Consider the following 21264-nt stretch of genomic DNA (forward strand, 5'->3'; position numbering starts at 1 on the left):
GATATAACTATGACCTCACACAGTACGCAGGATGCGCAGACTTTGCGCACTACGATGATGCAGCGCCTTGAAAGCGAAGACTTTGCGTTGCTTTTCGGTGGCCAGTCCACTCCTTGGACGCAGAGTCTCGAGAATCTGAAAAATAATCCCCGCGTTTTTGCCCAGGTGGAGGAGTATCTCCAGCAGTCATACCAGCGCATGAGTCCAGTAGCATCCGATGCCTTGGCCATTGTGGGTAGAAATATCGATATTCTCAGCTATGCCAGCTCTTCTCCTGTGCTTGGCAAGGCCGCAGAAGCTGTGATCTCCGTACCGGGCATTACGGCTGCTCAAATGGGAAACCTGATGGATGCGTTGGAACTGGGATTGAATCTAAATTCTGCTCATCTTGTGGGCATCCAGGGCCATTCGCAGGGCATCCTTGCCGCTCAAGTGGCACGCATTCTCGCCGATAAACAGGCAGGACAGATTACGGATGCGCAGGCAGATGAGAAAATCGTGGACATTCTCGCCATTGCGCGTCTGATAGGCCTAGCCGCCACACGCACGACGCGTCAGATGAACATGGTGGGAGATGGACAGGCTACGCAGATGCTCTCTGTAATGGGGGCGACCCGCGAGCAAGTTGAGGTGCTCATCTCTCGATTAACCGCTCCTCAGGCTCCACTTTCCGTGGCCGTAAAGAATTCCGCTACGCATTTTGTACTGTCTGGCTATCCACACGATCTCGCACAATTCATGACACAGGCTACCCGGGAGCATGAGCATCAGGCTCAACTGCGCGAGGCCAAGGTGCGCGGGGGTAGCGTATTTGATCCGCGTATGGAATTCCTCGAGGTCAGCGCTGCATTCCATAGCCCGGTCATGGAATCTGCCGTGGACCAGGTAGAAAAATGGGCAGGCATGTGCGGCATCGACACGAATCTTGCGCGTACTCTTGCTCAAGAAGTGTTGGTGGATCATGTGGACTGGGATGCGCGCATCCGCAGCATCGTAAACGCCGAGAATGTATCTGCCGAGGCGCTGTGGCTGGTCGATTTTGGTCCAGGAAATACTATTTCCAAGCTGACGGAAGCCTTGGCACAGGGTACGGGCATAGGCATAATCAACGCTTCTCAAACCGAAGACCGAGTCGCATTAGTGACCGAGGGGACTGCATTTGAGCGTACGGATAATTGGCAGAAGTTTGCTCCTCGACTTATTCGCACAGCTAAGGGTGACGAGGTGCAGACCGCCTTTACACGTCTAACCGGGCGCTCGCCGATTATGCTGGCCGGCATGACACCAACCACCGTGGATGCGGAACTCGTAGCAGCGGCAGCCAATGCGGGCTACTGGGTAGAAATGGCGGGTGGCGGCCAGGTCACCGAAGAAGTATTTGAAAAGCATATGCAGGACATGGATAGGTTGCTCGAGGATGGTCGCAGCATAGAATTCAATGCCATGTTTATGGACCGCTATCTGTGGGGACTTCAGTTTGGCACACAGCGCATTGTCTCCAAAAAGCGTGCTTCGGGTGCACCTATTGATGGTGTCATTATTTCTGCCGGTATACCGGAATTAGAGGAGGCTATCGAACTCGTACAGGGGCTTCATGAAGATGGTTTCCCGTATGTGGGCTTTAAGCCAGGTACGGTGGCGCAGATTGAGCAGGTCTTGGCCATTGCTACAAAGCTGCCACAGACGCAGATTCTGATGGAGGTCGAAGGCGGAGCTGCGGGCGGTCATCATTCGTGGGAAAGCCTCGATGATTTGCTGCTTGCAACGTATGCGCAGATTCGAGCTACGGACAATATCGTGCTCATCGTGGGCGGCGGCATTGGTACGCCGGAACGTGCAGCGGACTATATCAGCGGAAGCTGGGCGGAGCGCTACGATGTGCCAGCTATGCCGGTGGACGGTGTGCTGGTGGGGACGGCTGCTATGACCGCGCTTGAGGCGCATACCAGTGAGCAAGTCAAAGATTTCTTGGTGAAGACACCGGGCATTACTGAGTTTGTGCACAACGACGATCCGTTTGCGCCACGATCTGAAAAGTGGGTCCCAGCAGGTGGACATGTGGGTGGTGTGGCATCGGGCCTCTCGCATCTGCATGCGGATATTTATGAACTGGAGAACTCCTCGGCACAGGCTGGTCGCCTCATTGCTTATATGGACAAGCATATGGACGAGTTGGAGGCGCGCCGCGCGGATATTATCGAGGCCATCAATAAGACCTCGAAGCCATATTTCGGCGATGTGCAAGACATGACTTATCTCCAGATGGCTCAGCGCTTTGCCGATTTGAGCTACCCATGGGCGGATTCCACATATGTGGATCGTTTCTGGCATCTGCTGCAGCGTATCGAGCAGCGCATTGTTGACCTTGACCATGGTGAATTTACGTCGATTTTTGCCACGCGTGAGGATGCGCTTGAGCCTAAGCAAGCTATCCAGAAGTTGGTAGAAACATATCCACAGGCTGAGACGGTGCAGGTGACGGCTACGGATGCAGCGTGGTTGCCACGCTTGTGCCGTGAATATCCAAAGCCTATGCCATTTGTACCGGTGATTGACGGCGATTTGCTGCGCTGGTGGGGTCAGGACCAGCTGTGGCAGTCAGAAGATCCACGCTATAGTGCCGACTCCGTACGCATTATTCCAGGACCAATTTCCGTAGCCGGCATCACCACAAAGAATGAACCAATTGCCCAGATTTTGGGACGCTTCCAGCAGGCATGCGTGGACAGGACGAAGGCGGAGACTGAGGCTCGCTCAGAAACGGCGGCCAGCGCTCCAACGGAGGTCTTCTCCGGTCGCGCGCACAGCACGACGCCGGAGGACTTCATCCGCCAAAGCCCAACGATTTCATGGGTTGGCCACATTATGGACAACCCAGCCTTCAAGACGGAAAGCTCGGATGAATTCTATGAGCTGACACAGGTGGGTCACAAGGATGGCTGGCTGCTCTTTGACTTAGATATCCATCTGGATACTTTCTGGGATAATGCGGGCACTACGGCTCAGAACGAGCACGCAGTGCGCCATATCGTCATCCCATTGAATATCAATCCTGCTCAGCCAGAGCGCATGCCGATGGTGGATGCGGAGCGACTGTCGGAGCACGTGTATGCCATGCTGGCGGCCACTGCTGGTATGGGCAATACGGCCATTACGGGCGATAAGCTGCACGATATGCCGCATATTACGGCTCCATCGGAGGAGGAAAAGACAGAAAAGCCCTTTGGCTCCGCGCATTCTTCGTACACCTTGAGCGCGAATTTGGGTCTGGATCATCAGGCTGCTACGGGTGCTGGTTTGCCAGTTGATCTCACTTCCAGTCGCATTGTGCCAGACGCCTTGGTGGGTCCAGCTTGGCCTGCCATTTATGCGGCTCTCGGTTCGGTGTATGTGGGCACGATGCCGATTATCGAAGGCTTGCTCAATGCCGTACATCTGGACCATATGATTGCGCTCGAGGTGACGGACGAAGAATTGCTGGTGCACACGGGCGAGAAGATTTCTTTGCTCAGCTGGGCGGAGCATTACGCGGAATCCGCCTCTGGTCGTGTGGTCACCATTCATGTGCAGCATACGGCTGAGGATGGAACGGTGCTCGCCACAGAAGTGGAGCGTTTCGCCATTCGTGGTCGTGCATACTCCAACGAATTGCCTATTACTGTGGCTCCATATGGCGGTGTGCAGGCGGAAGTTAAGGATACCGCGCGCCGTTTGCTGCGCCGCGTGAACGTCGTCGCCCCGGATGATATGACAGCTTTTGCCCGTACGTCCGGCGACTTCAACCCTATCCACACCTCCGTGCGTGCTGCGCGTATCAGCGGCCTGTCCGCTCCTTTGGTGCACGGCATGTGGTTGTCTGCCACAGCTCAGCATGCTGTCCAGAGTGTGGATGTAAAGGGTGCTCATTATGAGATTGAAGGCTGGACGTACACCATGTACGGCATGGTGCAGCTCAACGATGAGGTAGAAATTTCTATCGAACGTGTGGGCAAGGTCAATCTCGCCGGTCTCGTGCTGGAAGTCACCAGTCGTGTCCATAAAGAAATCGTCTCCGTGGGTACGGCGATTGTGCGGGCACCGGAGTCTGCCTATGTATATCCAGGTCAGGGCATCCAAAGCCAGGGCATGGTGCTGGATGAGCGTGCCATTTCCCCAGCTGCGCGTCAGATTTGGGAGCGTGCGGATAAGGTTACGCGGGAAAAGCTAGGCTTCTCCATTTTGACCATTGTGCGTGATAATCCTACGGAAATTACCGCTCATGGTGTGACGTATCGTCATCCAGAAGGTTTGTTGAATTTGACGCAGTTTACGCAGGTGGCCTTGGCTACCGTGGCCTTCGCGCAAACGGCTCGCATGCGTGAGGCGGGCGTCAGCTTCGAGCCTGCGTATTTTGCGGGACATTCCTTGGGTGAGTACAACGCTTTGGGTGCTTTTGCGCAGATTATTCCACTCGAAACAGTAGTGGAGCTGGTCTTCCACCGTGGCTCGACCATGCATCACCTCATCGAGCGCGATGCACAGGGTCGCTCCAACTACCGCATGGGTGCTTTGCGTCCAAACCAATTCGGCGTTACAGATGACACGGTGAAGGATTATGTGGCTCAGCTGGCGCGCGAAAGCGGCGAATTCTTGGAAATTGTGAACTTTAATTTGGCAGGTTCTCAGTACGCTATTGCAGGTACAATTGCCGGTTTGGAGTACCTCAATCGCGATGCTTCGGCACGGGCTAAGGCTGCCGGGGGCAAGCGTCCATTCATGTATGTGCCAGGCATTGATGTGCCGTTCCATTCCACGAAGTTGCGTTCGGGTGTGCCAGAATTCCGCAATAAACTTGACGAATTGCTGCCTGAGCATATTGATTACTCCGTTTTGGAGGGACGTTACATTCCTAATTTGGTGGCTCGACCATTTGAAATGACGAAGGAATTTGCACAGTCTATCCTCGATGTGGTGCCTTCTGAACGCATTCGTGCGGCGCTGGAGGATAGTGCGTTGTGGGATGAGTATGCGGCGGATGAGCAAAAGCTGGGCCGTTTGTTACTCACTGAGTTGCTCAGCTGGCAGTTTGCGTCTCCTGTGCGTTGGATTGAAACGCAAGCCTTGCTGTTCACGCCGCGCAGCCGCCAGGGTTTGGGCGTAGAAAATTATGTAGAAGTAGGTCTGGGTAAGTCTCCAACTTTGGCAAATATGGGTGCGCGCACCCTGAAGCTGCCACAGTTTGCGGATGTAATGGCTCAGGTGTACAACGTGGGACGCGATGAGTCGCGTGTGTACTTGACGGATAATGACGCGGATTCTTTGATTAAAGAAACCGTCGTCGAGCAGGAGGATGCTAGCCAGTCAGCAGCCACGGCTCCAGCTGCAGCTCCAGCTCCTGCGACTGCGCAGCCAGCTGCCGTGGCGGAGGTTGCTCCACAAGTGAGCGCTGCTCCAAGCTCTGCTGCACCTGCTGCGGATATTCAATTCATGGCTTCCGATGGTATTAGAACGCTGTTGGCTTACAGTGCAAAGATTCGTGTCGAGCAGATCGGTGATGCGGATACCACGGATACGTTGACTAATGGCGTTTCCTCCAAGCGCAATCAATTGCTTATGGATATGAGCTCCGAGCTGTCTGTGGCGAGTATTGAGGGCGCTGCAGAAGCCACCGTGGGTGCATTGTATGGCATTGTGGATGCGGCTGCTCCGCATTACAAGGCCTTCGGACCGGTGTTGAGCGATGCTATCCGCGACAGATTGCATGCGTTGTTTGGTGCAGCGGGCATTAAGTCCAGCTCCATTGCGCAGCGTGTATCCTCAGCATGGGGTCTGGGTGAAGGCTGGGCCAGTGCCGTTACTGCTCAAATTTTGCTCAATACGCGTGAAGGGGCGAGCGCACGTGGTGGCGATTTGGCAAGCTTGCCAACCGCAGCCGTTTCTTCCAGCGCAGAAGCCGATGCCTTAATTGATCAAGCGGTACAAGAAGTAGCAGCCGCACGTGGGGTCAGTGTCAGCATGGCTACTGCACAGTCCGGTGCTGCTGGGGCTGTAGTGGACTCTGCTGCGTTAACCGAGTTTGAAAACAAGGTAACAGGTGATAATGGCGTGCTGGCTCAAACTGCTCGATTTATTCTGCGTAGCATTGGGGCACAGCCTGAAGTTACAGAACGTGCAGAAGAGAATAATGCCGATGTCATTGCCGCTGTAGAAGCCGAGTTGGGCAGTAATTGGGTCCAGCAGGTTGCACCACGATTCGATGCGCGTAAGGCCATGCTTATCGATGACCGCTGGGCGAGTGCACGTGAGGATTTGGCTCATCTCTACTATGAGGAGGACTTCGATGTGCAGTCTCATAATTTCGACTCCGCAGGTGAGACCATCGCTGCTCAGGCGCGTTGGTATGCCCAGCGCTGCACAGCACAGGCTCAGCACCAGCTGGCTAAGGTCTTTGAGGACATCGCTGACCGTGCGTTGATGAAGCCATCACAGGCCGCAGCCCAACAGCACTTTGCTCAGGATGTGGCGGTGGTGACCGGTGTTTCTGCGCATTCCATCGCCGGTGAAGTGGTGGCAGGTCTGCTGGCTGGCGGCGCCACGGTTATTGCCACAAGTCACAGCTTCAGCCCGCGCGTCAAGCAGTGGGCGAAGGATGTGTATCGCGCACATGCCACGAAGAATGCACAGTTGTGGCTGGTTCCTGCTAATCTCTCCAGCTTCCGTGATGTGGATGCACTCGTTCAATGGATAGGACAGGAGCAGAAGGAAACGCATGGTGCTACTACGACCGTAATCAAGCCGGCCCTCAGTCCTACGCTCTTCTTCCCATTCGCGGCTCCTGCTGTGCATGGCAGTTTGGAAGATTCCGGTGAGCTTTTCGAAGCTCAGGCTCGACTTATGCTCTGGTCAGTGGAACGTGCTATTGCAGGATTGGCTCCATTGGGTGCGGAAACGAATGTGGAGCATCGCTTGCATGTGATTTTGCCAGGATCTCCAAACCGCGGTGTATTTGGCGGTGACGGTGCGTATGGTGAAGTGAAGTCTGCCTTCGACGCATTGGTGACACGCTCTCATGCGGAAACGACCTGGTCCCAGCACGTGACCTTTGCTCATCCACGCATTGGATGGGTACGTGGTACCGGTTTGATGGGTGGCAATGATCCGCTGGTCGATGTCGTAGAATCTCGCGGCATCCACACCTACACCACGCAGCAGATGGCAGAGGAATTGCTCAAGCTCTGCTCGAAGGATGCTCGTGCGCAGGCTCAGCTCAGCCCATTGAATGTGGATCTGACCGGAGGATTAGGAAACGAGCCGTTAAACATCACTCAATTGCGTGAAGAAGCACTGGCTCAAGTTCAAACGTCAGCGCATGACACAGATGATGCACCAGGCGCCCAGCAACACACCCGCACCTCACGCTTGAAGGCACTGCCAACGCCTCATACACCTTCTCAAACGCCTGTCCATGCTTCCGACTGGTCGCAGGTCAGCGCAAAACCAGAGGATGAGGTCGTTATCGTCAATATCGGCGAACTGGGACCTTGGGGCTTTGGTCGTACCCGTTTGCAGGCCGAATTGGGTATCCACAGCGATGGCACGGTAGATTTGAACGCCACCGGTGTGCTGGAATTGGCATGGAATATGGGACTGGTTTCTTGGTCGGATACGCCGGAATCTGGCTGGTATGACCAGAACGACACTTTTGTGCCGGAAGAAGATATTTACGAGGAATTCCACGATGACGTCGTCGCGCGCAGCGGTATCCGTCCATTTACCGATGGCATGGGTAACGATTTCGAGCATGGCACGAATGAGGAATCTGCGGAAATCTTCCTCGACCATGACATGAGTTTCAGCGTAGCAGATGAAAAAACCGCGCGTGAGTACCTCGATAATGATGACAAGCATACGAGCATTCGCTTTGATGCCGAAAATAACGAATGGATTGTCACGCGCCTCAAGGGCACCTCTGTGCATGTACCTCGCCGTGCAACCATGACGCGCGTGGTCGGTGGCCAATTCCCAGAAGGCTTCGACCCAACGCGCTGGGGCATTCCAAGCTCCATGGTCGGCGATGTGGATCAAATTGCTTTGTGGAATATCGTCACTGCCGTGGATGCCTTTATTTCTGCTGGTTTCACACCTGCGGAAATCTTGCAAAGCATCCATCCTTCGCAACTTGCCAGCACTCAAGGCACCGGCTTTGGCGGCATGTCCTCTATGCGCAAGCTCTATCTGGACCGCTACTTAGGGAAGGATTATCCAAGCGATATTTTGCAGGAAGCCTTGCCAAACGTGGTGGCTGCACATGTCATGCAGTCCTACATTGGTGGCTACGGCAATATGATTCAGCCGGTATCCGCATGCGCTACGGCAGCAGTCTCGGTAGAAGAAGGCTTCGATAAAATCAAGCTGGGCAAGGCTGATTTCGTGGTGGCGGGTGCTATCGACGACATCGGTACAGAATCCGTTAACGGCTTTGGTTACATGAATGCTACGGCGCGTTCACAGGAAATGTATGACAAGGGCATCGAGTCACGATTCTTCTCCAGACCAAATGATCGCAGACGCGGAGGATTCGTAGAATCCCAAGGTGGCGGCACCGTGCTGCTGACGCGCGGAGATATTGCACTCAAGATGGGCTTACCTGTGGCCGGCGTCCTTGGGTATGTCCGCTCATTCGCAGATGGTGCACATACCTCGATTCCTGCTCCAGGACTGGGCGCGCTCGCTGCAGCCCAGGGCGGTAAAGATTCACACCTTGTACGTGAGCTGGCAAAGCTGGGCGTGAGTGCGGACGATATCGCCGTGGTATCTAAGCATGACACTTCCACGAATGCCAACGATCCAAACGAATCCGAATTGCACAATACTGTGGCTCATGCCATCGGTCGTGCTGATGGAAATCCATTGTATGTGATCTCTCAAAAGAGCTTGACCGGTCACTCTAAGGGTGGTGCAGCTATCTTCCAAATGCATGGCTTGACGGATCTCTTCCATACGGGCATCATCCCAGCCAATGCTTCCTTGGATGTGGTGGATAGCAAGCTGGAGCGTGATGATCATATGGTTTGGTTTAAGCAGCCTTTGGATGTGTCCGCATCCGGTCATGATATCAAGGCAGGATTGGTCACATCCCTTGGATTTGGCCATGTGTCGGGGTTCGTGGCAGTGGTCCATCCGGGTGCTTTCGAAGCGGCGGTACGCAATGCTGAAGGCGAGGATGCGCTTGCGCAGTGGAAGCAGCGCGCAAATGCTCGCCTCGCAGCCGGCGCTCAGCACTTGGAGCGTGCGATGCGCGGCACTGCAAAGCTCTACGAGCAGATTGATAATCGCCGCTACCATGAGGATAAGCACGGTTATGATGCTCACGCAGTGGAAAAGCGCATGCTGCTGGATCCTCAGGCGCGCTTAGGTGCCAGCGGATATTTTGAAAAGTAAAAAATTAAAGAAATAAACAAAACTGTGGCGGTGCGTTCTCCTCGGAGCGCACCGCCACAGTTTTATTTTGAAAAGATAATTTTATTACATCAAAGACGTGTAGATGGCCAAAATATCTTCTTCTGTAGCCTGACGAGGATTTCCAGGTGTGCACACATCGTTAAAGGCATCGTGTGCCAGATCCTTCAAATCAGCTTCTGTAGCGCCGACTTCGGAAATCTTGGTAGGGTTGCCGAGCTTTGCAGTCAAATCACGCACAGCTTGCACAGCTGCATTGCGTACCTCTTCCAGGTCGCCGGTATAAGCATTTTCTACGCCGAAGGCGTGAGCAATAGCCCTGTACTTTTCACCGCTGAACTCCTTGTTATACTCCATAACGGGTGCCAGCAAAATACCGTTCGCCACACCATGAGCCACATCCAAGCGGCCGCCCAATGGGTGAGCCATGCCATGTACCAAACCGAGGCCCACATTGGAGTAAGCCATACCTGTGATGTAGGAAGCATAAGCCATGTTTTCACCTGCAGGCACATCGCCTTCCGCAGATTTTGCCAAATTCTGAGCAATCAGCTCGATAGCCTTCAAACTCAACGCATCGGACAATTCCCACGCACCTGGCGTGATGAAACCTTCAATGGCGTGCGTCAAAGCATCCAAACCGGTTGCCACCTTCAAGCTACGAGGCATGCCGTCCATCAAATCAGGATCCACAAAAGCCACGACAGGGATGTCGTGAGGATCCACAGCTACGAACTTGCGCTTGTTCTTAGTATCGGTAACCACATAGTTAATCGTAGTTTCCGAAGCAGTACCAGCCGTTGTAGGCACGCCGAAAATTGGCACCGAAGGATTCTTAGTATCTGCCACACCTTCTAGACTTACCACGTCTGCGAACTCAGGATTTGCAGCGATAATGCCGATGCCCTTGCAGGTATCCTGTGGGGAACCGCCGCCCAAGCCGATGAGGAAGTCTGCGCCAGAAGCCTTGAACCTTTCCACACCATCTTGGATGCATTCGACAGGAGGATTTGGCTTCACATTCGTAAAGACCTCGAAAGGAATTTCCGCGGCTTCCAAAATCTTTGTCACCTTGTCTACAGTGCCAACTTTTGGATCCGCAAGCGTTGGATCTGTAACGATAAATGCCTTTGTGAAACCATGAGCCTTTGCCACAGCAGGGATTTGCTCAATAGCTCCGCGGCCGAAATATGATTCTTGGTTAAAAATCATGCGGTACACCATAAGATATCCTCCTTTGGATACGTGTTGAACGCTACCGTTCATTCATACAATTCACATAGTAGTGGGATGTGTGGTCGGGCAGTGTGGTGGGCGATTTGTGGGAAAATTGGCATTGTTAGTATAGAAATTAAAGTCTTCAATCGATAAAACCACCTCAAAAGGTGATGTACGTTTTATTTTCTGCGCGCTACACTATGTCTCAGTATTCGTTTCGGTGTGAAGGAGCATTCAATGGCACAGTGCGCATGGGCAGACTCGGGGAATGCGTTAATGCGAACCTACCACGACACCGAGTGGGGCACACCCTGCCATGATTCACGCAAACTTTTTGAATTACTCTCGCTCGAAATAATGCAAGCAGGTCTGAGTTGGCAGACTGTACTCAACAAGCGTGCGGCCATGAGAGAAGCCTTTGCAGACTTTGATGTCCATCGCGTAGCCCAATTGGATACGCAGTTTGAGGACTTGATGGCAAACGCGGGAATCATCCGAAATCGTCGGAAAATCAACGCTATTATTCATAACGCCACTGTGGTCGAAGACCTAGAAAACGCGGGTCAGAGCTTAGATGCGTATATCTGGCGTTTTGTAGATAATACGCCGATTGTTCATCACATCCACGATGCGGAAGATTTGCCAAACACAATCGACATTGCGAAAAAGGCGAGCACACGCATGAAAGCCGACGGATTTAGATTTGCGGGACCGGTGGTTGTTTACTCCTTTTTCCAAGCGGCAGGCTTGGCCAATGATCATGAGGTGAACTGCTGGCGTTATGAAGAGCTTGTAAAATAAGGCTTTGCTGGGATACCCCACCACAGCGCTTGCGTCGATAAAATCGAAATCGCAGAGCGCTGTATTCATCCTCAGTGCTAAATTGAGTTTATGGATTCTGTGAAGTCCTTCGAAGGGCAATTAGACGCGTGCATAGCTGGAATGGGTCACGATGTAGTGGATTGTGCCGCGTTTGAAGCGCAGATGTCCATAGCGGGTAGCAGGTTTGAAAATCTTTTTTCACAGAAAGAAAAGGCCCAGTGCCGGCAGATATCAGCGCAGAATCATACGCCCTACAGCACGCATTTAGCCACGCGTTGGGCAGGAAAAGAAGCCTTCCTTAAAGCCTGGTCTCATGCCTTGGCGCCGAGCATGACGATGCCGTATACGATTGACAATTTTCCGTGGGCAAGCATTGAAATTTTGAACGATGCAATTCGCCGTCCCAGCATGTATCTCAACGCAGAAGTAGTTACACGGCTCCATACAAGCTTGGGCAGCACACATCCTGAGTTTTCATCGATGACGGAGCACATTCATGTGTCTTTAAGCCAAGACGAAAACGCGGCAAGCGCTGTCGTCATCATAGAAATGAGAAGAAAGAAAGAGGATTAAGATGAGAGCACTGATTATCGTTGATGTGCAGCCAACTTTTTGCGAGGGCGGAGAGCTGGGTGTCCAAGGTGGCAACGCAGTAGCGCACAACATCGCTGAGTATGTGAATGCACATCGTTCCGACTACAATTTCATGGCTACCACGCAGGACTGGCATATCGAGCCAGGTAGGCATTTCAGTGATACGCCGGATTTCGTGGATACGTGGCCTGTGCATGGTTTTGCGGGCAGTGATAATGCTCAGCTGCATCGTGAAATCGAAAATCTGGGTATTACGCGTCACTTTAAGAAGGGGCAATATTCTGCCGCTTACTCCGGTTTTGAAGGTGTAGAAGACAACGGTTACGGTATCGCCACCCGTGAAGAGGTACAAAAAGAACTGGACGAGGGGCATACTTTAGAGAATGCCTTGCGCGATGCGGGCATTACCGAGGTAGACGTGTGTGGACTGGCACTGTCTCACTGTGTGAAGGACACCGCGTTGGATGCGAAACGTTTAGGTTTTGAAACGCGCGTGCTCACAAATCTGAGCGCGCCGGTGAGCCCAGAGCAGGGCATTGCGGCCTGCGATGCGTTGAAAGACAACGGTGTAGAGCTTGTGGAGGTAGAGCTCTAAGTCTCGACGGCGCAAGGTGGGAGACAGGCAGAAATATTCTTCCGATTGCTTAAAATTTTCTTAGATTATTGGGTTAATCAATCGCGCAATAGCTTCGGTATGCGCACAATGGTGCGGCTACGGAAGCTGTTGCGCGCGGGAGTAAGAAATCTGAATGGCTAAAATTTCTTTAGAGCAGGCATATGAGCAGATTGTCCAGTCTTTTGCCGATGATACGCAGGAAACGGAAACGAGCGGGCATGCTCACAATTGGCTGGTGACAGGAGCGCCTCGAAGTGGTAAGACTACGCTCGCTCAGCAGGTAACCGTGGCAGCGGTGCAGCGCTTTGGTTCCACAAATGTGAGTCTAGCGGTGAGTAACCGCATGACTGCGGATGATGCGAATCGGCAGATTATAAAGGCCTTGAAAGTATCCGGTCAGCGCCGTCTGGCCACCACGCTGTCCGCTATAGCCTTCCGCATCCTCGATGAACGTCAGATGCTGCTCGGTGCTCCAGCGCCGAAGCTCATCAACGGTGCAGAGCAGACTGCCCTGCTGAGAGTCATTTTTGATCGTCATATTTCTCATGCGCGTACGGGCGACTTGTGCGAGACATGCATGCTGCTGCGCACGTATTTCGAAGGTGTGCCCAGTGAGAGTGATGTACACAACAACACTTCGGATAACCAAGCAGGTGGAGCACGTGACACTTTAAGCTTGTTTGAAAGCTATCTAACGCCGGTGTTTATGCTGCAATTGCGCGATATGCTTGCCCGCATGAACGAATTGGGTGCTTCTCATACGTATGAGGAGGCGCTGGTGGCGGCGTTGAAAAACTCTGAAGATAAATATAAGCAATTGCATGCGCGAGAGCATGGGGCCATTCAGATTCGCTTATCCTTTGTGCTGCGAAAGGAGTACGCGCAGGAGGTACTTGCACAGTATCCCCGTGAGCTGCGGTTGGATTCCTCCCGCTTACTGCGCGAGGCTGCTACGACCTTTTCAAGTGGACAGGCACGCGAAATTGGCCTGCATTATCCGCGCGTGTTGGTGGTGGATGATGCGCAAGAATTAACCCTGGCGGCCATGTTTTTGCTTCAAGAATTGCACAAATACGGCACGCAGATTATTTTCATTGGCAATCCGGATGAGTCGGTGCTCGGCTTCCGTGGCGCGGATGGTGACTTTTTATGGCATCGTGCTGCCCAGCCTGCTCCTGCCGGGGATACACACACATCGAATATGTTTCTCGCGCCAGATTTTGCGTATTTCCACGCCGAGCGCCTCGACCTCGTCAGCGGTTTCGAGCTTTCCCAGATGAATTACAGGGAAATCGCCGCCTCCCGTGTGGCATTAAATATCCCGGCCGCTTACGACACGGATATCGCTTTACCGGAGCGTGCGCAAAAATTCCCGGATACGGTGCGCAGCATGGCAGAAATCTACGCGCCGCGTGGTGATGTGAGCAACGATAACAGCGTAGATGCCCATATTTTCCAGTCCTCGCGTGACGAAATGGAATGGATTGTTACGGACATTATGGCTCACCGCGTCGAGCAGCAGCAGTCGTGGGATGCCATGGCCATTATTACGCACGATAATTCTACGGCACGTTTATTTGGGCAACGCTTACAAAATGAGGGGATTCCGGTACGATTTTCCGCAATTTCTAAGCCGCTGAGCGAAGATCCTGTGGCCTTAGGATTGTTTGCGGCCATTGAGTTGGGCCGAATACGTCCGGAGAATTTTGACACGTTGGATGCACTAACTCAACGCGTATCGGCGCTTTTGCGTCAGTTCGCGAGCAGTCCGTTGGGCATGACAGAGGACAATCATCCTTTGCGTGTCAATCACATTGAAGCCTTGCTGAATGCGTTAAGCGCAGTTATTCAAGCCTGGGGGGATGGCCGGGCAGATACGGATTATGACTTTCAGTCTATTATTGAGGCTTGGTCTTACGTGCGCGAGCAGCTGGGCGCAGCAGCGGGGATGTATCCGCTGAATGCGTCTGCGCTGAAAACCCTTGTGTTCCTCGATGTGGAGGGTGTGCGTCCAAGAATTATGGATGTGCTCTCTGCAATGGACGCGCGTCAATCGAGTGATGTGGCGGCTCTGAGAAAGCTGCTGAGCATGATGGATGCCAGCGCAGAAACGGCAGCATCCGAAGGTGATAAAAACATTATCGCCATCCTTTGGGCTACCTGGAAGGCTGCCCACGTATCCGATGACTGGCAGAAAAAAGCTTTAGACTACTCCGATATTTCCGCACGATTGCATTACAATGACTGGCTCGATGGCGCTATGCGATTATTTGATTTTGCCAATCAAAATAATGCGGCACTGAGCATTGATGCTTTCATGATGCGTGTGGCGAATTTGGAAGTTTTGGCGGATTCTCTAGCACATGTGGCGCCTATAGAAGAAGCCGTAACCGTGACCACCGTGGCTTCAACGGCTGGGCAAACGTGGGATCAGGTGTGGATCCCCCAAATGCAGCAGTCCATCTGGCCAAATCTTGCTGTGCGCAACACCTTGCTGGGAGCTGATGATTTAAGCGATGTGGTCCTGCATGGCGCTATCACTATGGATGCGCATGCGCGCATGCTCGATGTGCTGCACGCGGAAAAGCGCAGCTTCTTAGTTGCGCTGACGAGGGCGCAGCAGCGGCTGCATATCAGTGCTGTGTGGGATAACACCACCACGCCATCGGATTTTCTGTATACGTATATGCCAGAAAAATTTGCCCGTGTGGATTCTCTGGAAAAGGCTGATTTTACGGAGGTTCCGGTAGTGGACTTGCAGTCGTCTACCGACTCGCAGGACGGCTCGAAAGACGGTTCGCAGGACAGTCAGAGCACATCGTCAAAACATATGAGTATGACGGATATCATCCGCCAAGCTCGCGTCACTTTGAGTGAGGAATTGCTGGCAGCTGGCGGTGAACACATCCAGCCAGATGCGGATAATCTCAGTCCACGCGCTCAGGATGCATTAAAGACCCTCGACTTTTTAAGCACGCAGGGGTATAGTTTCGCCGCTCCAGAAAAATGGGCTTTTATTTCCGCTCCATCCGCAGACGTGGATAACTTCAAGGAAGAAAAAGACTCAAATGCCCAGCCCGTGCGGGTATCTCCGTCCAGCGTAGAGAGCATTTGGGGATGCCCTATTTGCTATCGTCTAGAAAATCAATTCTCCGGCACGCGACAGTCCACAGCCGCTACCTCCTTCGGAGATCTCATCCACGAAGTAGCTCAATGGGCCAGCCAAGATATGCATTTTGATACCGAGGAGTTTTATCAGGCTAAACTAGAGGAGCTCTCCAATCCTCCCGCCGTGCTGAACTGGGTAACGAATGCCCTGTTGAAGCAGTACAACAGTCTCAAGAGCACGGCAAATCTGGATGCAGGTCTGAAAGAGTACATGAGCCAGGTCAAAAACGATGCCAAAGCTCCAGAAATTCTAGGTAATATTGCGTATTATTTTGTCAATTCCCACAGCAGTGAGCTGGCGCCAGATGCAGATTGGCACCCGCCCTTTGTGCCGGTGACCAGCGCAGAAGTGGAGAAGGAATTCGACGCTTTTATCACCTTGGAGGATATTCGATTCGCCTACAACGCCATCGAAGGTCGAACACCGCTGACACAAAAGGAATTCAGCGCGCTGGTCTGCATGCTCGTCAATGGCATGCCGGAGGGCTACGATTACAACACCGTTGTGCACTTACATGGCAAGATTGATCGCGTAGAAAAGCACGGTCAAGTCGGTGGCAAAGACGTGGTGTACATCATCGATTACAAAACGGGAAATAAAGCACATGCGATGTCTGAAATTGTCAGCAATCTTCAGCTCACCAGCTACCAGTTAGGGCTTATTTTCCACGGTAAAAAGCACGATACTGACGCTGAGCGCGCCGAGCTTTTTGCTCAGGCGCCGCAGATTACTATGTCCGCGCTGTTCGATGTGAAGCATGAGAATATTCCTGCCACATCCCGCCACAAGGGTTTCCACAAATATCAGCCGGCACTCTTTGTAGAGGGGCATTTGGGTTATGAAAGTGCTACGAGAAGCTATTACAAACAGCACAGCAAACTGTGGAGTAAGGATGACTTCACCTTCGACAAGAGCTATCTAGGAAGCTTGAGTCCGCAGGCTTTGGAGCGTGTACAAGAAGAATACCGCATGCGTGACGCGGATAGAACCCTGTATTCGCTGGCCTTAATTGCGCGCGTCTTTTATGCTGCGGCGGCATTGAAATCAGACGTTATTACCGCAACCGAAGTACACAGCACGCACGATGTGCGTTACTGTGCGTATACCGACGTGTGCGCCTTGTGTGCGGGGAAAAATAATTCCGTAATGGAGGAGTGGCTTTCATGACAGAGTTCACATTAACCGATGAGCAATCACACATCGTCGATGCAGATGCGGATGCTTCGATGCTGATTGTGGCAGGTGCGGGCTCTGGAAAAACCTTCACCATGACTCAGCGCATTATCCGGCTTATAAGCGAGGGCGTACCTCCAGAGAAAATTCTGGGTCTGACCTTTACGAAGGCTGCCGCTACGGAGCTTTTAACACGCGTTTCTACTGCCGTGCAAAAGCATAGGGATGAGGCAGCCCAGAAACACAAGGGTGAGCTAGATTCCGAGTCTTTAGAAAGCCATGCAGATAGCGCATTTATGAAGCCTGATGTGTATACCTATGATGCATTTTTCCAAAGCATTGTGCGCCAGTTCGGGCTTTTGGTAGGCATGAATCCGCAAACGGTGCCACTGAGCGAAGCGGGAGCCTACCAACTCGTGGATACGGTCATCCAAGAAAATTTCCGCCAAGTAGTGGCAGATTTATACGGTGATGAAGAAGAAGCAGAGGAGTCTGACTCGAGTCAGAGTGAGGGAAGTACGGACTCACTCGATGATTTTTCGGACTTAGGAGCCTACTCCACGATTGTTACACGCGTGCTGAGTTTAAGCGATGCTATTAGTTCTAGCATGATTGATGGCTCCTGCACGAGTGTGGACGAAGCCATTCGGCGCATAGAAACCTGGGATGATGCCTTTATCCAGCATTTGACGCAGATTATGGATCGTGAATATCCTGAAGAGCAGACCCTGGAAGGTTTCGGGGATAAGGTAGACATCGGCAAATTTACAACGGCGAAAACATTCGATAACTGGATGAAGAAGAAAAGCCGTGATTATTTCGCCTATATGCTCACGGACTTGCGTGATAAAACGCGTAAACGGTCCATGTACCTGAAATATGTACGTTTATTTGCTCAGAAAAAACGCGAACTCCATATGGCTCAGTTTGCGGATTTCACTATTGCCGCCATGCAATTAATTCAGCGTTTTCCCTGGATTGGTGAGCACTATCGTGCGCGATTTTCGCATGTCTTTTTGGACGAATATCAGGATTCTTCGACCACACAGGCCAGTCTGATAGTCCAGCTCTTTGCTCCGCACGGTGTGAACGCGCAGGGGCAGCATAGCGCGCTGACGGCGGTGGGCGACCCGTATCAGGCCATTTACGGCTGGCGCGGTGCAGCTCCGGGTGCGTTCGCTGCTTTCGTACAGAAAACAGGCGTGGGTACGCCCTTATCCTTGAGTAAAACCGTGCGCAATCCGCAGTTAGTGCTGGATATGGCGAATATGCTTACCAATCCGTTGCGCATGGGGCACAAAGATGCATACGACCGTCCGGGAACTATTGCCTTGCAGGAGCGTCCAGTAGAGAAGCTGTCTGTGCTTGCCCAGAGCATTCAAGGCTCTTTCGGCGCTATGTTTTATGCCTCGATGAAGCAGGAGATCGATGGCATTGTGCGGTATGCGCTGAAAGCTGTGGATAAGAGCAAAGCGGACAATGATGCACGCATTAAACGTGGCGAAAGCGCACAGCAGGGGCCGTATGTGGCGGTGCTGCTGCGTTCTAAAACGCGCATTGACGCATACGTGGATGGCTTGACGAAGGCGGGCCTGACGGTACAAGTCGACGGCGTGCAAACCGTGATGGATAGACCAGATGCGCACGATATTATCAATCTGCTGCGCATTGTGGCGGACCATTCGGATTCTGCGAGTGTGCTCAATCTACTGGCCAGCACGCGCTACGATTTGGCTGCCTCAGATTTGAAGGCACTGTCCGTGGCGGCGAAAAGCTATGACAAGCAATTACAGACAAATTTGCTCAAGCATGTGAATGTGCAGGACACGGATACTGCCAAGGACTGGGATATGCCTGCGGTGGTGTCTTTAGCAGACATTCTTTTAGCAGATAATCGTGCAGAAATTCTCCGCACATACTTCACCGGTAGTGCCGAGGGTGCAGCAAAAATTAACGATTTTGCGCAAGCTGTACAAAGGGTAGAGTCTCAGTTGCACAGTGGCATCGAAGCTGTGATCCGCACGGCTGGGGACGTACTGGGATTGGATATCGATGTAGCGGTGGCATATGCGTTGAGCCGTGCACAAGGGCGTACCGGAGAGGCCGTGCCTGTATCCAGCGTGGAGAGCATTGCCCAAATGGCGCGCACGTACAACGATGAGCTGCTAGATGGTCAAACCGCCACGGTTTCAGGATTCCTATCGTGGCTGGACGGGCAAAAGAAGTCCCTGCCGGAAAATCCTACGATTGTGGGTGCTCAGGGCGCTGACGTCATCGTCTGTACCATTCACCACTCGAAGGGCTTGGAGTGGGATAGCGTCATTATCCCAAGCATGAACAAGAGCACCTTCCCCTCCAGCCAGGGGTCTTATTTTTCCACCGACGAGCTGTATAAAGACGATCCGGAACCGCGTTTTGGGCGCTACCTTTCGCACGCCCACACCTGGCTTACAGATCCGACGGCCGTGCCATATCCTGTGCGCAGTGATAAAGACTCCGTGTCACGCTTTGTGGATGTGGAGGATTTCCCGAAGAAGATCGGTGATTCTGCTGCGTTGGAAAAGCTTGTGTATGGGCAAATACACCTCTTAGAGCGGGGCGAATTGAGTAGCACTATGAGCATTCGTGAGGAGAGCGGGCAGACCGTACTGGAAGATGAGCGGCGTCTAGCGTATGTCGCGGTGACGCGTGCGAAGCGTGACGTGCTCATCACAGGTTTTACGCAAACGATGAATGCTATGACGGATGATGATGACCCCGTGGGGTATGTCCTTTCCCTGGATGCGATTCCTGCCGGGCAGAAGCTGGTTACGGCAGATGTGAGTAAGGCGTCGCTCTTTTGGCAAGAATGCTATGATTTCATGACTACGGAGCAGTCGAATACGCATCCGTGGAAAGAGGATGTAATTTCCGTCGGTGATTTTGAGATTGCGCAGAATTATCAAGATAGCCCTGTGGGCGCGTTCGTGGGGCAGGATGCTCAGGATTATGCGCAAACCGTCATCGGGGAAGCGCTTACGGATGCGCAAACAGCCGTGCAGGATGCTCATTTGGAGCTTTATGCGCATCCGCGTGAGGTGGAGCCAGTCGTAGGGCGCGTACTGCAAAAATCCTACGAAACTCTGCGCACCTTTGAGCAGCAGCAGACGCCAGATTCAGAGCATAATGCAGCGCAAGCAGAGGAAACAGTCGCGCCTTCTTTGTATGAGTGTGCACGCCAGCTCCATGAAACGCTTCAGCAATTACACGCAACCAGCAGTGCTGACGATGCAGATCAGAAGATTGTCGCCTCGGCTCAGCGCGTGCTATCTCAACGTAACACCTCGGTCACGGCTTTGCAACGCGAAAGAATAGAGGCTTCAGAAGCCGGGCAGGACCGCACCCACCACAGTGAGACGCAGCTTCGACGCGCTCGCGCCATTATGCGCCCAGTGCCGAGCCTTGTTTTGTATGAAGATGCGCAAGAGCTCAGCCCTGCCACGTTGGGTACAAAATTCCACGCCTTTGCGGAGCGTTATTTCAGCCCGGAAGATGAGCGAGCAGATGGCAGTTTTGCCGAGCTCAAGCAAAGCATGCGCGCCGAGGTGGAGAGGGAAGAGCCGCAAAACGCAGTGGAGAAGCAGATGCATGTCTGGAAGCAGCGTTTGCTTGACTCGCCATTTAGCGTCGATGACTCCGTGGGTACTGAAATTCCTTTTGCTTATGCTATTGAAGGCGAAGAGCGTGCGGTGGTTGGCGTAATCGATGCGGTCTTTGCGGGCAATATCCTTACAGATTCGCCGATTTCCCAGCAGGCACAGAAAAATCAGCGTCAAATTCGCTATACGGTGATTGACTGGAAAACTGGTCATCGCCCACGTAAGGCTGAAGAGATTGAGCAAAAATTGCTCCAAATCGACATGTATCGAGAAATTTTGGCACACATAAAGCATGTTGAGGTGGATGAGGTGGATGCGGCCTTGTACTACGTCAGCGAGGAAAATGCGGAGGAGCGCACAATTTATGCGCAGTACAAAACTGCTGCAGACATCGAGCAGCTCTTCCATGCGTCAGTGTGGGATTTCGATGCGGATCGCAATGAGTAACGACGCACGCGTAAGCAGCAGCTGCTAAAATCTGCGCTGGACCTCCATGATTGGTGTGAAGTAACTCACAGGCGCATGATGTGACTTGAGGGCTTTCCCTGAATTATCGTGAAATTCATCAGGGAAAGCCCTTAATTTATTACCAGATG

Annotated in this window: 7 protein-coding genes; 6 read left to right on the top strand and 1 reads right to left on the bottom strand. The window is 52.7% G+C overall.

Annotated features, from left to right (window positions below; genetic code table 11):
- The first annotated feature begins 9 nt into the window (after window positions 1-9).
- A complete protein-coding gene (locus D570_RS0105930; RefSeq protein WP_018143474.1) occupies window positions 10-9420 on the top strand; it encodes a type I polyketide synthase in 9411 nt (3136 codons plus the stop codon).
- An 84-nt stretch (window positions 9421-9504) separates the two neighbouring features.
- On the opposite strand, the gene fucO is transcribed toward D570_RS0105930, so the two are convergent.
- The gene (gene fucO, locus D570_RS0105935) at window positions 9505-10662 is read right to left on the bottom strand and encodes a lactaldehyde reductase (RefSeq protein ID WP_018143475.1); all 1158 of its coding nucleotides are present in this window, start codon (window positions 10660-10662) and stop codon (window positions 9505-9507) included.
- Window positions 10663-10893: 231 nt separating this feature from the next.
- On the opposite strand from fucO, the gene D570_RS0105940 reads away from it, so the two are divergent.
- The 5 genes from D570_RS0105940 to D570_RS0105960 all read left to right on the top strand — a co-directional run bounded on the left by D570_RS0105940 (window position 10894) and on the right by D570_RS0105960 (window position 21115).
- Complete coding sequence (locus tag D570_RS0105940) at window positions 10894-11457, top strand: DNA-3-methyladenine glycosylase I (protein ID WP_018143476.1); 564 nt, start codon at window positions 10894-10896, stop codon at window positions 11455-11457.
- 90 nt (window positions 11458-11547) lie between these two features.
- A complete protein-coding gene (locus D570_RS0105945) occupies window positions 11548-12051 on the top strand; it encodes a holo-ACP synthase (RefSeq protein WP_051067191.1) in 504 nt (167 codons plus the stop codon).
- Window position 12052: 1 nt separating this feature from the next.
- Window positions 12053-12667, top strand: a complete 615-nt coding sequence (locus D570_RS0105950; protein ID WP_018143478.1) for an isochorismatase family protein — start codon at window positions 12053-12055, stop codon at window positions 12665-12667.
- 154 nt (window positions 12668-12821) lie between these two features.
- Window positions 12822-17024 carry a PD-(D/E)XK nuclease family protein gene (locus D570_RS0105955; protein WP_018143479.1) on the top strand — a complete coding sequence of 1401 codons (4203 nt, stop codon included), beginning with the start codon at window positions 12822-12824 and terminating at the stop codon, window positions 17022-17024.
- Window positions 17021-21115, top strand: a complete 4095-nt coding sequence (locus D570_RS0105960; RefSeq protein ID WP_018143480.1) for a UvrD-helicase domain-containing protein — start codon at window positions 17021-17023, stop codon at window positions 21113-21115. Before D570_RS0105955 ends, D570_RS0105960 begins: the two co-directional genes overlap by 4 nt.
- The last annotated feature ends 149 nt before the right edge of the window (window positions 21116-21264 follow it).

Source organism: Alloscardovia criceti DSM 17774 (assembly GCF_000376885.1).
Taxonomy (GTDB): Bacteria; Actinomycetota; Actinomycetes; order Actinomycetales; family Bifidobacteriaceae; genus Alloscardovia; species Alloscardovia criceti.

Excerpts from the sequence above, each read along its gene's own strand:
- D570_RS0105930 (WP_018143474.1), top strand. The coding sequence starts at position 10 with ATGACCTCACACAGTACGCAGGATGCGCAGACTTTGCGCACTACGATG.
- fucO (WP_018143475.1), bottom strand. The coding sequence starts at position 10,662 with ATGGTGTACCGCATGATTTTTAACCAAGAATCATATTTCGGCCGCGGA.
- D570_RS0105940 (WP_018143476.1), top strand. The coding sequence starts at position 10,894 with ATGGCACAGTGCGCATGGGCAGACTCGGGGAATGCGTTAATGCGAACC.
- D570_RS0105945 (WP_051067191.1), top strand. The coding sequence starts at position 11,548 with ATGGATTCTGTGAAGTCCTTCGAAGGGCAATTAGACGCGTGCATAGCT.
- D570_RS0105950 (WP_018143478.1), top strand. The coding sequence starts at position 12,053 with ATGAGAGCACTGATTATCGTTGATGTGCAGCCAACTTTTTGCGAGGGC.
- D570_RS0105955 (WP_018143479.1), top strand. The coding sequence starts at position 12,822 with ATGGCTAAAATTTCTTTAGAGCAGGCATATGAGCAGATTGTCCAGTCT.
- D570_RS0105960 (WP_018143480.1), top strand. The coding sequence starts at position 17,021 with ATGACAGAGTTCACATTAACCGATGAGCAATCACACATCGTCGATGCA.